The organism is Sphingomonas qilianensis, assembly GCF_039614825.1.
Lineage (GTDB): Bacteria > Pseudomonadota > Alphaproteobacteria > Sphingomonadales > Sphingomonadaceae > Sphingomonas > Sphingomonas qilianensis.
The window spans coordinates 170,176-183,827 of sequence record NZ_JBDIMF010000001.1; the positions used below are offsets into that span (position 1 = coordinate 170,176).

At 65.9% G+C, this 13,652-nt stretch carries 9 protein-coding genes; 3 read left to right on the plus strand and 6 right to left on the minus strand.

Going from position 1 to position 13,652, the window contains the following annotated elements; all coding sequences use genetic code 11:
• Window positions 1-124: 124 nt before the first annotated feature.
• Genes ABC969_RS00845 through ABC969_RS00855 form a run of 3 tightly spaced genes read left to right on the plus strand, consistent with a single transcriptional unit; the run spans window position 125 to window position 4,286 of the window.
• A complete protein-coding gene (locus ABC969_RS00845) occupies window positions 125-1,777 on the plus strand; it encodes an MFS transporter (RefSeq protein ID WP_345862344.1) in 1,653 nt (550 codons plus the stop codon).
• Window positions 1,774-2,928: an HlyD family secretion protein gene (locus tag ABC969_RS00850; protein ID WP_345862345.1), complete on the plus strand. Its 1,155-nt coding sequence runs from the start codon at window positions 1,774-1,776 to the stop codon at window positions 2,926-2,928. Before ABC969_RS00845 ends, ABC969_RS00850 begins: the two co-directional genes overlap by 4 nt.
• On the plus strand, window positions 2,925-4,286 hold the full coding sequence (locus ABC969_RS00855) for an efflux transporter outer membrane subunit (protein ID WP_345862346.1): 1,362 nt from the start codon (window positions 2,925-2,927) through the stop codon (window positions 4,284-4,286). The genes ABC969_RS00850 and ABC969_RS00855 overlap by 4 nt, the downstream gene beginning before the upstream one ends.
• Window positions 4,287-4,406: 120 nt before the next feature.
• Here the strand turns inward: ABC969_RS00855 and ABC969_RS00860 are convergent, their stop codons facing one another.
• The 6 genes from ABC969_RS00860 to ABC969_RS00885 all read right to left on the minus strand — a co-directional run bounded on the left by ABC969_RS00860 (window position 4,407) and on the right by ABC969_RS00885 (window position 13,615).
• Window positions 4,407-4,754: a hypothetical protein gene (locus ABC969_RS00860; protein ID WP_345862347.1), complete on the minus strand. Its 348-nt coding sequence runs from the start codon at window positions 4,752-4,754 to the stop codon at window positions 4,407-4,409.
• 2 nt (window positions 4,755-4,756) lie between these two features.
• Window positions 4,757-6,259 carry a L,D-transpeptidase family protein gene (locus tag ABC969_RS00865; RefSeq protein WP_345862348.1) on the minus strand — a complete coding sequence of 501 codons (1,503 nt, stop codon included), beginning with the start codon at window positions 6,257-6,259 and terminating at the stop codon, window positions 4,757-4,759.
• 100 nt (window positions 6,260-6,359) lie between these two features.
• A complete protein-coding gene (locus ABC969_RS00870) occupies window positions 6,360-8,357 on the minus strand; it encodes a TonB-dependent receptor (protein ID WP_345862349.1) in 1,998 nt (665 codons plus the stop codon).
• A gap of 90 nt (window positions 8,358-8,447) precedes the next feature.
• Complete coding sequence (locus ABC969_RS00875; RefSeq protein ID WP_345863774.1) at window positions 8,448-9,473, minus strand: SMP-30/gluconolactonase/LRE family protein; 1,026 nt, start codon at window positions 9,471-9,473, stop codon at window positions 8,448-8,450.
• Window positions 9,474-9,478: 5 nt separating this feature from the next.
• Window positions 9,479-10,585: a Gfo/Idh/MocA family protein gene (locus ABC969_RS00880; RefSeq protein WP_345862350.1), complete on the minus strand. Its 1,107-nt coding sequence runs from the start codon at window positions 10,583-10,585 to the stop codon at window positions 9,479-9,481.
• 33 nt (window positions 10,586-10,618) lie between these two features.
• Window positions 10,619-13,615, minus strand: a complete 2,997-nt coding sequence (locus tag ABC969_RS00885) for a TonB-dependent receptor plug domain-containing protein (RefSeq protein WP_345862351.1) — start codon at window positions 13,613-13,615, stop codon at window positions 10,619-10,621.
• Window positions 13,616-13,652 lie beyond the last annotated feature (37 nt).

The following is a 13,652-nucleotide window of genomic DNA, read 5'->3' on the forward strand; positions in this document are numbered from 1 at the left end:
TTGCCCCGTAAAACCGCTATTGCGAGGCATTGTCAACAACGAATAATCATTGCGATATCGTTATGAAATATTCTTGGCTTAGTATGCACATGACGTTAGCGAGTTGGGGTTATAGAGGGGCGCGATGGGAATCGCCGGGCGGGTGCGCAAATTTTTCAGCGAGGAAGAGTGGGCGTTCGCCCCGCACGAGGCGCCGGCCATGCCCGGGTCGCCCGGTTCCCCCGCGCACCCTCAGCGCCGCAAGATCGCGTATGCGCTGGTCGGCGTGCTGGTCGGGCTGACCGGCGGGCTGGGCAACGCGTTGATTTCGGCCAACACGACGTCTCTGGGCGGCGCGCTCGGGCTCGATCCCGCGCAGATCGCATGGCTGCCGACCGTCTATGTGATGACCAATGTCAGCATCAATCTGCTGCTGATCAAATTCCGCCAGCAATTCGGGCTCCGCCCGTTCGCGATCATCTTTCTCCTGCTCTATGTGCTGCTGACCTTCGCGCATCTGTTTGTGCAGGATTTCTGGTCTGCGGTGCTGGTGCGCGCGGCCAGCGGGATGGCCGGCGCCCCGCTCACTAGCCTGGCGCTCTATTATCTGATGCAATCGTTCAAGCCCGCCTGGCGCTTGCGCGCCGTGGTGATCGGGATCGGTATCCCGGCCTGCGCCACCCCGCTGGCGCGGTTGTTCTCGCCCGAATTGCTCGCGATGAGCCAGTGGCGCACCGTCTATCTGTTCGAGCTCGGGCTGGCGACGATCAGCCTTGCTGCGGTGCTCGCCTTCCGCTTGCCGCCGACCGTCCGGCAAAAGGCGTTCGAACGGCTCGATTTTGTCACTTTCCCGCTGTTTGCCATCTCGATGGCGCTGTTCTGCGCGGTGCTTGGGCTTGGCCGGATCGTCTGGTGGACCGAAAGCGCGTGGATCGGCTGGGCCTTGCTCGTCGCCATCCCGATGCTCACCGCCGCGTTGCTGATCGAACATGACCGCACCAATCCGCTACTCAACACGCGCTGGCTGGCCAGCGCGGACATCCTGCGTTTTGCGGTGGTCACGGTCATGGCGCGCATCGTCCTATCGGAACAGACCTTTGGCGCGATCGGGCTGCTCACCGTCTTGGGGCAGAATAATGATCAGCTGATCGTCTTCTTCCTCATCATCTTCGCCGCTACCGTCGCCGGCGTGCTGGCCAGCGCGGCGACGATCAATGTCGAGAAACTGACCCATTCGGTGATGCTCGCGATCGGCCTCGTCGCCATCGCGGCGTACGCCGATTCGCATTCGACGAGCCTGACGCGCGCGCCGGAACTATATGCCACGCAAGCCGTGATCGCATTTTCCGGTGCCTTCTTCGTCGGCCCCGCCCTGTTGTTCGGGCTGACCCGCGCGATGCAGCAAGGCAGCGGGCACATCATCAGCTTCCTGGCGCTGTTCGGCATCGTCAATTCGATCGGCGGGCTGGCCGGATCAGCGCTGCTCGGCACGTATCAAGTGGTGCGCGAAAAGGCCAACAGCGCCGCCATCGTGCAGGCGATCAATCCGACCGACCCGCAAGTCCAGGCGCGGTTGCAGGCCGGCGCCGGCGGCGTCGCGCGCGTGATCGGCGATCCGGCGCTGCGCACTGCGGAGGGCGGCGCGCTGCTGTCGCAAACCGCCACCCGCGAAGCCAACGTGCTGGCCTATGACGATGTGTTTCGGCTTGTCGCGCTGCTGGCTGCGCTCACCTTCACCTATCTCGCCTTCATCTTGATACGTCGCACGCGCCGCGCGCGGCGAGAGGCCCGTTTATGACCGATGCCCGTTCCCCCGTTTCTGCCACGCCGATGAGCGAGGAAAAGCTTGCTGAGCAGGAGGCCGCCGCCCCTGCTGCACCAGACGGCTCGGGCTGGTCGCCGCCCAAGGTTTCGCGCCTCGGCATCGTCATCATTCTCTTGCTTGGCCTGGCCGGAATGCTCGCCGTCCTCTCCGCGTGGCGCATCTGGCCTTTTGCCACGGCCAATGAATCGACCGACAATGCCTATGTCCGCGGCCGCGTCACGGTGATCGCGCCGCAGGTATCCGGCTACGTCACGCGCGTGCTGGTGCGCGATTTCGAGGCCGTCACCCCGGGCCAGCCGCTGATCGAGATCGATCGCCGCATCTATGCGCAGCGCGTCGAGCAGGCCCAGGCGGCGTTGTCCGGTCAGGCGGCCACGCTTGCCAACAGCCGCCAGGCCGCCGCCAGCCGCGCCGCCAGCCTGCAGGCGCAGGATGCCGCGGTGCAGAATGCCGCCGCGCAGCTGATGCGGGCGCAAGCCGATATGAACCGCGTCAACGATCTCGTCACCGATGGCTCGGTCTCCTTGCGCGAACGCGATCAGACGCTTGCTGCATTGCGCCAGGCGCAGGCCGGCGTCGCCCAGGCCAGGGCGGCGCGGGAAATTGCCCGGCAGGATATCCGCACCGTCGAGGTCGGGCGTGGCGGGCAGCAGGCCGGCGTGTCGGGCGCCGAAGCCGCGCTCAAACTCGCGCAGATCGATCTCGCCAACACCGTGGTGCGCGCGCCCGAGGGGGGGCGGCTGAGCGAAGTCGGGGTCCGCACCGGGCAATATGTCACCGCCGGCTCGCAATTGATGTTCCTCGTTCCCGCCGATGTGTGGGTGATCGCCAATTTCAAGGAAGCGCAGACCGCGCGGATCGCGGTCGGCCAGCCGGCCAGCTTCACCGTCGATGCGCTGGCCAATGCCCGCATCATGGGCCGGATCGAGCGTATCTCGCCGGCCACCGGCAGCGAATTCGCCGTTCTTAAATCGGATAATGCGACGGGCAATTTCACCAAGGTGCCGCAGCGCATTGCCGTGCGCATCCGCATCGATCCGGGGCAGAAGCTGGCCGATCGCCTTCGCCCCGGCATGTCGGTGCAAGCGCGCGTCGATTCCTCCACGTCGCCGGCCATCCGATGAAACGCGCCGCGCTGCTGCTGGCGGTCGCCTTACCCGGCTGCACCTTGCCCGGCAAACGCACTGACGCGCCGGGTACCACCGCTGTCGTGCCCCCGGCGGATTGGCGCACTCCGCTACCGTCCGATGGCCCGATACGCGCCGATTGGTGGCGGAGTTTCGGTGATCCGGCGCTCACCGCCTTGGTGGAACGCGCGCTGGCCAACAATATCGATATCCAGATCGCCGCCGGTCGCGTCGAGGAAGCACGCGCGACCGAAGCCCTGTCGCGCGCGCAATTGCTACCGCAGCTTGGCGGTGTGGCCGCAGAGACACAGGGCCAGACGGTCAGCCCGCTGGGCACGCCCAGCCGTGCGATCGGCGCGCAACCATCGCTCAGCGCGAGCTACGATCTCGATCTGTTCGGTCGCCTGCGCGTCGCCTCGCGCGCCGCGCGCGCACAATTGCTCGCCAGCGAAGCGGCGCGCGATACCGTGCGCCTCGCCACCGCCGCTACCGCCGCCTCGGGCTACATCACGCTGCGCGCGCTCGATCAGCGCTTGTCGATTGCGCAGGCGACGCTTGCCGCGCGCGCCGACGCTCTGCGCATCGCCCGCCGCCGTTACGAGACGGGGTACTCCTCGCGGCTCGAATATCGCCAGGCGCAAGGGGAATACAGCGCCACTGCACAGCTCGTCCCTGCCGCCGAACTGGCCATCAGCCGCCAGGAAAATGCGCTGTCTTTGCTCACGGGCACCGTGCCCGGCGCGATCCCCCGCGGCGTGCCGCTCGATCGCCTGACGCCCCCGCCAATCCTCGATGGCCTGCCCAGCGATCTGCTGCGGCGCCGCCCGGACATTTTCCAGGCCGAGCAGACATTGGTCGCCGCCGATCGCTCGCTCGACAGCCAGCGCGCGGCCATGCTGCCCCATCTGTCGCTCACCGGATCGGCCGGGATCGTCCTGTCGACCGCACTCGCCAACCCGGTGGGCGTGTTCTCGCTAGGCGCCAGCATCCTCGCGCCGATCTTCGACGGCGGTCGCCTGCGCGCGCAGGAGCAGGCCGCCACCGCGCGCCGCGATCAGGCCGCTTTCGCCTATCGCCGCACCGCGCTGACCGCCTTTCGCGAGGTGGATGATGCGCTGGCCGGCGTGCGCCGCACCGGCGAACAGGCGACAGAGCTCGCCAACCAGACCGAGGCAGCCCGCGGCGCGCTGCAAAACGCCTCGAACCGCTACCGCGCCGGCTATTCCGGCTATATCGAGCAACTCGACGCGCAACGCAGCCTGCTCACCGCCGAGCTGTCGCTGGTCCAGACGCGCACCGATCGGCTGACGAGCTATGTCGCGCTGTATCAGGCAATGGGCGGCGGCTGGCGGTAGGGAGCGGATAGCGAACTGATCAGCGGCATCCCAGCGAAAGCTGGGATCTCAAGCGGCAGGCGCGGGACCGAAGCTCCACGAGACCCCAGCGTTCGCTGGGGTGACATCAGCGGCGGCGTATTACCGCTGCTCCTCTTCCCCGCCGCTCTGGCTGTTATCCACAGCCTCCGCATCGCGTGTCGCGCGCGCGGTCATGCCCGTGGCCGAGGCGTCGTCGAGCATCTGCTCGTCGGGCGGGGTAATCGGCTCGGGCGGCAGATCCATGCTGGCATTGGCGTCCGTGGTCTGTTCCGCCTCGGGCGTCGGCAGCGCAGCTGGTGCGGGCTCGGGTTCGGATAGCGGTGCCACCTCGTCGAATGCGGCATTATTCTCGATCGTGGCGGCGTCGGAATCGCCGTTCGAACAGGCACCGACGCTCAGCGCGAGCAAGGCGCCGGCAGTGGCAAGCAGAAGACGGGTCTTTTTCATGATCATCCTTTCACCGCCGCCAGCGCCTGACGCGCCGAGCGGGCTTCGATTTTCGCAGCCAGCGTGCCGTCCCAGCGATACGGGTCGGCACGGAAGCTGACCTGTCCGGCGGGATTGGCGAACGCCGTCCAGTATAGCAGATATACCGCGACCGGGTCGGCCATTTTGGCGCGCACCGTCTTGCCCGCCGCCACCGTCGTGTCGATCTGCGCCTCCTGCCATTCCGGCGTGGTCTTGAGCAGCAGTTTGGCGAGATCAGCGGGCTTTTCGAGCCGCACGCAGCCGTGGCTGGCCAGTCGGTCGAACCGCGCAAACCCCGCCTGCGCCGGCGTATCGTGCAGATAGACGGAGAAATTATTGTCGAAATCGAACTTGTAGCGGCCCAGCGCGCTGCGTTCGGACGATTGCTGCAGCCGCTTGCCGCCATCGCCGGTGTCGATCACGCGAAAGCCGTTGCGCTTGAGATAGCCGGGATTGGCCTTCTCCTTGGGCCACAATTCGCGCATGGCGATCGAGGTCGGCACATTCCAGGGCGGATTGAGCACCACGCTGTGAATCCTGGACACCAGCATCGGCGTTTCATCGCCCGGCCGCCCGGTCACCGCCTTCATCGACATGACCGGGGAATCGCCCTGGAACACGGTCAGCACCGCGGCGGCGATATTCACCTGCACCCGGTTCTGCTCGATCTCCGCCGGCAACCAGCGCCAGCGCTCCATATTGGCCATGATCTGACGGACGCGGTCCTGCACCGGCACGTTGAGCGCGGCGATCGTCTGCGCGCCGGCGAGGCCCACCGGGTTGAGCCCATAGCGTCGCTGCGCGCGACGCATGGCGTCGATCAACGCGGCGTCATAGCGATCGCCGCTCGCGTCAAACTCGCTATCCTCTACCGCCAGCCGCTTGCGCAGCGCGGCCACCGCGGCGCCGCTCGCGCCCGGCTTGAGTTCGGGTCCGGCGGACAAAGTCGCCCAGCCACCAGCTGCGGCAATCTCGCGGTAGCGCGCAAGGCCGGCGACCAAGGTGTCATATCCGGCATAAGGCGGCGGCAGCGCGGCGATCCACGCTGCCAGCCGATCGCGCCGCACCGCGTCCGAAAAGCCCGGCAACGGATCATATTGCTGCGGCCGGATGCCCCATTCGGGCTGGAAGTCGCTCGGCGCCAGCCGCCCGGCATGCACCGCGCGCGCATGATCGAGCGCTGCGCCGACCAAAGCCTCGCGGTCCATCGATGCGGCGCGCGGGGTCGCATCCTCGCGCAAGCCCTGCGCCACCGCATCGCGATCCAGCAATTGTGCCAGCTGACGCGCCTGCTTTTCGCTCAGCTCGGTCCGTGGCAGCGCCGGTGCGGGGAGCGTCGGCACGGTCTGCGGCACGCTCAATGGGACGGGCGGCTGCCCCTGCTGCGCGGCAAGCGGCACGCCGGCAAGCACGGCGCCGAGCGCCGTCGCGCGCGCGATGATGGCGATACGTCGCGGCTGAAGGGAAGGCTTACTGAAACGCATCGTCGTCATATCCTGTGTTCGGCACGCTGCTGTCCTGCGTTCGAGCTGAATAGTCCAGCGCGAACCGATAATTACCGCAAGATGATCACCGCCGGCGGGCTCAATTCAGCCGCAGGCCGATCCACAGCGTCTGCGGCGTGCCGAGATCGATCGACCCGCCCTGGTTGCGCGTCACGACATCAACGTCGAAGGCGTTTTCGACCCGCCCGACGATCGACACCCGCCGCGTCACCGGAACGCGGACCACCGCGTCGACGGTCAGCGCATCGTGCAACACGTCCGTCTCCAGATCATCCTCGAACTGCTTGCCGACATAGCGCAGCGTGCCCGAGAGCGACCAATTGGCGGCAGGCGCCCAGCCGAGGGTGGCGCTGCCGGCATGACGCGGGCTTTGCGATGGCGCGAAGCCGTCCAGCGCCCCGGCATCGTCCACCGCAGAATCGCTGAAAGCGTAAGAGCCGTTGAAAAACACCTGGCCGACATTGGCCTGCGCGGTCAGCTCGATCCCTTTGGCGACCACCGCATCGACATTTTGCCGCTGGCGCAGATTCGGCCCGACCGTGACGTTGGCGATCGCCCCCTCGAGCCGGTTGTAAAACGCGGTCACCCCGATCTTGACGCCACGCACCGGCGCAAGATCGATCCCCGCCTCCAGGCCGCGCAACTTCTCCAGCCCGAGATCGGCATTGGCCTGCGTCGTCACCGGAAACACCACGAACGGGCGATACAGTTCGTTGAGCGTCGGCAAGCGGAAGCCGGTATACGCCGCGGTCCGCAGCGCCAGTGAATCGCTCGCCTGGAACAGCGCGCCAGCGCGCCCGGTCGCCTCGGCCCCGTCGCGATCGACGTAGCGCAAGTCGCTGATCGCTGATCCTACCGCGTTGTTTTCGCGGTAAAAACCATCGCTGATCGTCCAGCGATCGCCGCGCACCCCCCCGGTCAGCACGAGCCTGCCAATCGTCCAGTCGTCCTCGATGAACAGTCCGGTGGTGCTGGTATGCCCGCCGGCGTTGCGCCGCGCGGTTACCAGCCCGGTGGTGGCATTATAGGCATCCTCGAACAATTCGCCGTCGCCGATCCGCGCGTCGACGCCGATACGCAGCACGTGATCGGGCCCGACCGGCGGGCGGATCTCGATCTTGCCGCCGATCCCGGTTGAAGGCGTATTGCGCTGGTCGAGCGTCAGGCGGAAATTGGTCGAGCTGATCACCTTGTTGCTAAAATTGCGCGCCTGGACATAGGCCAGAGCATCGACTTTCCACTCGCCGCGATGGATCAGGCGGATGCTGGCATCCTGCCCGGCCGATGAACTGTCGGCGCCACGGAAGCGCAGCGTGCGATGATCGCCATACACCAACCCGCGAAACTGCAGCTCGGTCTCCGCATCGATCGGCGCGACCGCGCGTATGCCCCCCGACCAGTCCCGATAGCGCGCCCGCGCAGTGGCGGGCACGCGCTGGTCCTCGGGCGTGGTGTAGAAGCCATCGCCGCGTTCGAACCGGCCCGAGAGCGTGACATAGCCGCCCCCCAAATTGGGCGAGACCGATCCGGCGACGCTCATTGCATCGTTGCTGCCATAAAAGCCGCTGCCCGAATACGTGGGCAGATCGGCCCGCGTCGCGCTGACCAGCTCGACCGTCCCCGCCACCGCGCCCGCGCCGAACGCCCCCGCGCCGCCGCCGCGCGTGATCCGCACGCCGGACAAGCGATCGGCCGAGAGGGCGCTGAACGGAATATAGCCGAAGAACGGATCGGCCAGCGGCACGCCATCGAGCAGCACCAACGCCCGGCTCGAGGCGTTGCCACCCAGCGCGCGCAGCGTCACGCCCTGCGCGGAGGGGTTGGCCGAGCGGCTGTCCGAGCGGCGGAATTGCTGGAACCCCGCGACGTCCTTCAGCACATTTTCGACGCGATCGGAGGCCTCGTTGGTCAGCCGGTCACGATCGATGATCGACGCGCCATAAGCCGGCGTGCCCGGTGGCAGGGGCAAGCCGCTGCCGATCACGACGATATCCGGGATCGTCTCGGCTGGCGCTTCCTGCGCAAAGGCGCGCAGTGGCAATATCAGGACGATCAACGGCAGGAGGAAGCGGCGCATGCCGGGCTGAACCTTCGACAGGGGAACAAGGTCCGCCCACTTAGCCGTAAAACCGCCGCTGTCCCTGATAAACTCCGCCCCGAACGGGCGTCAGCCGCGACCCCACCCTGACGTGCGCATCCGCACCCGCGCCAGCATGTCGTGCGAGGTCATGAACAACGTCCGCCCATCGGCGCCGCCAAAGCAGCAGTTGGCGATCGTCTTGCCGGTCGAGATCACGCCCAGCCGTTTGCCTTCAGGCGTCAGCACATGCACACCGCCCGGCCCGGTAGCGAACAACCGCCCCGCGGCATCGACCACCATCCCGTCGGGCAAGCCCGATCCGCCCGCCGCCTGCGCCGCGCGCATGTCGCAGAACAGCCGCGCCGGGCTGATATTGCCGCGTCGATCGAGCGGATAGGCCAGGATTTCCGGGCGCGTCTCGTCCGACAGCGCGAGATACAGCGTCCGTTGATCCGGCGACAGCGCCAGCCCGTTTGGCCGGCGATGCGACCGATCCAGCAAATGCACGCGGCCATCCGGATCCAGCCGGAACAGCCCCTGGAAATCGAGTTCGCGCAGCGGCGAATGATCCTGATCCTTCAGCCCGTATGGCGGATCGGTAAAGAAGATCGCGCCGCTCTTGGCCACCACCACGGTGTTGGGGCTGTTGAACCGCTTGCCCTCGAAGCGATCGATCAGGAGCGTCTTGCGCCTGGTGGCCAGATCGAGCCGCGCGATCGCGCGATTGCCGCTATCGGCCATCACGAGCCGGCCCGCGCCGTCGATCGCCAGCCCGTTCGCGCCAGCCTCGTTAAACGCCTCGGGCACCACTCCCTGCAACCCGGACGGTCGCATGAACACGTCGAGCCCCTGGCGCTCGCGCCAGCGCCAGATCGTGTTGCCCGGCACGTCGGAAAACAGCAGACAATTTTTCCGCCGCGCCCATACCGGCCCCTCGGCCCAGCGATAGCCGGTGCCCAGCACCTCGACCTCGGCGGAGACGTCCACCACCGCATCGAGCGCTGGATCGAGCCGCTGTACCCCGCGGCCCGGTTGCGCCGCATGCAGCACGGCGGGCAGCGCGAACGGCGCAGCGATCGCCGCCTGAACGACGCGACGACGCGACCATGGCATCACGCTCACGCCCGATCGAGCCGCACGGTGCGACCCTCGCGCATCGACTGATAGATCGCCTCGATCACGCGCAGATCGGCCAGCCCCTCCTCCCCCGCCACGATCGGCTGGCGATCCGCCAGCACGCATTCGGAAAGGTGATCGAGCTGCCCGGCAAATTGCGATTTGGCGGGCTTGGGCAACACGCGCGGCTCGGTCTTGCCGTCCCGGCGGATCGTCATGCGATGGCCCTCATACGACGTGGCCGGCTCCATATCGATATATCCCTCGGTGCCGATGACATGATAGCTGTTATGCCCCGAACTATAGCTCGACAGGCAGTTGGCGATCACGCCGGAGGGGAATTTCAGCGTGAAATCGATCCGGTCCTCGACCGTGCGGAAGCGCGGGTCGGTGCGATCGGTCGTCTCGACCGCGGTGACCGTCAGCGGTTCCTCGCCGGTCAGATAGCGCGCGGCGTTGAGGCTGTAGATGCCGATATCCATCATCGATCCGCCCCCCGACAGCGCGCGATCGAGCCGCCACTGGTTGGGTTGCGCGTTAAAGCCATGCTCCGCCGTGATCAGCTGCGTCGGGCCGACATGCCCGCCACGCGCCAGTTGAATCGCCAATTTGTTATACGGCTCGAACCGGCTGCGATAGCCGATCATCAGCTTGCGCCCGGCGCCGCGCGAGGCAGCGATCATCGCCTGGCATTCCGCCACACTGACCGCCATCGGCTTTTCGCACATCACATGTTTGCCCGCGCGCGCCGCGCGGATGCTGTATTCGGCATGCATGCTGTTGGGCAGCACGATATAGACGATGTCGATCGCCGGATTGTCGCGGATGCGATCGAAATCAGCGTAGGAATAACAGTTTGCCGCCGGAATGTTATATTCAGCGGCATAGCGCGTCAGCTTGGCCGGCGTGCCGCTCACGAGCGCGACGAGCTGCGAATGCTCGCATTCCACGAAGCGCGGCATGATCTGCTTGGTGGCGTAACTGCCCAGCCCGACGATCGCATAGCCAAGCTTGTGCCCACCGGCCTGTGCGCGCGCCGCGCCCGCAGCCGACACCGCCAGCCCCGCGCCGATTCCTGCCAGTATATGGCGTCGGTTCAGTCGCTCCATCATCATCCCCCTGCCGATTTACCAGCGCGATTCTCAGAACTTGGCGCGCAAGCCCAGACGATAGATGCGCCCCAGCGTGTCGTACAGCGCCGGATTGACGTCGAGCCCGGTATTTGTTTGCGGCGAAGGCGCGGGATCGTGATCGAACACGTTATCGACCTTGCCGAACAGGCTGATGCCCTCCTTGATGTTCACCGATCCGGCGATGTCGACATAGAAGGCGCCCTTCATCTTGTTGTAATCGATCGTCGGGCGGTTGGCGGTGGAGGCCGGGCATCCCGTCGTGCACACCACATATTGATTGCCGAATACGCCGTCCGAGAACCAGCGCTCCTGCACCGTCAGGCTGAATGCATCATTGTCGTAGCTCTGCGTCGCCAGCCATTTCCAGTTCGGCGTGTTGCCATTGTTGGCCCCGGCCTGATCCACCGTGTCCACCCCGGCAATGCCGGCATCGACCAGAAACTCGCGGACATGGGTGCCGAGCGCACGGATCGTGAAAAGGCCCGGCAGCCCGAGCGGCCGGCGCCATTGATAGCTCGCCTCGATATCGAACCCGCTGGTCTTCCACGAGGCGAGATTGAACGGCTGGACGTTGATGAAATTGCCACCCTGCGTCGGGCTGTTGAGCACGAAGCCGCCGCAAAATGCCTGATTGCCCTCGAAGCAGAAGCGCACGATCTGGTCCGCCGACAAAGTCGAAATCACGCCGCTCAGCTTGATCGTGTAGTAGTCGAACGACAGGCCCAGCCCCGGCAACCAGGAGGGGCGCGACAGCACGGCGCCGATCTCGGTGTTGCGCGCGATTTCGGGCTGCAGATTGGGGTTGCCGATCGTATTCTGAAACGCCTGCACGCCGACATTGCGGAACGGATCGTTGAAGTTCGGCAACGTGGTCACGGTCGGCGCAGCGAACAGTTCGGACAGGTTGGGCGCGCGCACGTCGCGCGACGTCACCGCGCGCAAGCGGATGCCGTCGAGCGGGGTTTCCCAGGTGCCGCCGACCTTCCAGGTCCACACCGTGCCCGACGTGCTGTAATGCGTCCCTCGGCCCGCAACGTTCAGATTGGCTTGCCCTGCCGCGGTGCTTTTCCACAACGGCACGTTGAGCTCGAGAAAGCCCTCGTACACATCGTATTTGCCGCTGCCATTCTTGTAATTGCCCGCCGCCCAATTGCTGCCCAGCGTGGAATTCAGCACCGGATCGGCCGGATAATCGGCGCTGTTCGGGCTGATCGTGGTCACGCCGGCGCCATAGGGATCGCCTGTCACCTCGTAAAACTCGCGCCGATATTCGCCGCCAAACGCCACGGACAAAGGCCCCGCCCATAAACTGATCGGCTGACCGGAGAAGTTGAGGCTGGCGACATCCTGCTTCAGCTTCGTGTGCTGAAACGGCCCGTTTTCCGGCGTGACATAGGCCAGCGCCGACGCCGAGGGTGCCGCGCCGCCAAAGATGTTGATCGGCTGGCAACCGGCGGCGCGCGCCGCGGCGTCGGCGCACACGATCGCGCCGTTCAGCGTGATCGCATTGGTCGCGGCGACATAGCGGTTCTGCAGCACGATATCGTCCACGTCGATATCGGACAGCGTCGTGCCGCGCTCGTAATATGCGTCATAGTCCCAGGTCGATCCGCCGACCTCGAACTGCCCCTGCGCGCCGATGACGAAGCGATATTGGCGTCGATCGGTCTGCACGTGGGGATCGGGAAAATTGCCGTTGCTTGAGCCGAAATTGAACTGCGTGATGCCGGCGGTGGCGCAACGATCGCGCACCAGTTGCGGCAGATAGGGGTTGGCGCACTGCACCGTCAGATTGGGCCGGTTATAGCCCGGGCTCGGCTGGTTGGCGGTCTTCACCTGCGCGATATTGGCGGTGAAATAGAGCTCGTTATTCTCGGCGAAATCGAACCCGATGCGCCCGAACCCATTGATCCGCTCGAGCGACGATTTCAGCGATGCGCCGGAGCCGGGCGCACCGCTCAGATCGCCGCCCACACAGAAGCTGGCGGCGGGAAAACAGCCGGTTACCCTGCCCGTGCCGGTTGGCTGCCCACCCGATCCGTAATTGAAATTGTACGGTGCGCCATTCTGGTCGAACGCGATGCCCTGCAGCGGACCGTTATTGATCAGTCCGTAAAGTGCATATTGATACGGCTGCGCATAGTCGCGATACAGAAATTGCGGCGAGCCGTTATTGGTCTGCCCGGTATTGATTAAGGTGGTGGCGCGATACCAGTCGCGCCCGCCCGCCAGATCGGTGCCGAAATCGCCCGGCCCGACGCCGTCTTCATGATCATATTCGCCGCTGACGATGACATGCAGCCGATCATCGAAAAACGACTTGCCGACCGCGGCCTGCACCAGCGCCTGCTGATCATCGCCATAATTGGTGATGCCGCCCTGCACATTGCCCTTGAAGCCCTCGAACCGCGTATCGGTGATGAAATTGACCACGCCGCCCACTGCATCCGAGCCGTATGACGCGGACGCACCGCCGGTCACCACGTCGACGCGCTTGACCAGCAATTGCGGGAACATGCTGATATCGGGCACGCCGGTGACGTTCGCGCCGACCACGCGCTGGCCGTCGAGCAGAGTCAGCGTGCGGATCGCGCCCAGGCCGCGGAGCGAGAATGAGCTCAGCCCCTGCGTGCCGCTCGACGTGCTGAACGTGCCGGTGGCGGCGCCCGTCGACCCCTGCAGCGAGGGCAATTGCGCGATCGTGTTGAAGATATTGGGCTGCGCATTCTTGGCGATCTGATCCTCGCCGATTACCGTCGTTGGGGTCGGCGCGGTGAACCCGCTGGTGCGGATGCGCGTGCCGGTGACGATGATCTCGCGGTCCGGTGTTGCCGTATCGTCGTCGGGCGCCTGCGCTGGCGTGGCGACCGACGCTGCATCCTGCGCGGCCGGTGCGGTCTGCGCCGCCGCCGGCGTCACCGCCAGCGCGGTCGCCAGCGCAGCCAGACTGATAGCGGTATCACTAATGCCAGCGAGCAGTCGCCGATCGCTCGAAACGGTGCGCATCAATCATCCCCTCCAAGGTAAGGCGGGCGGCCTCTGT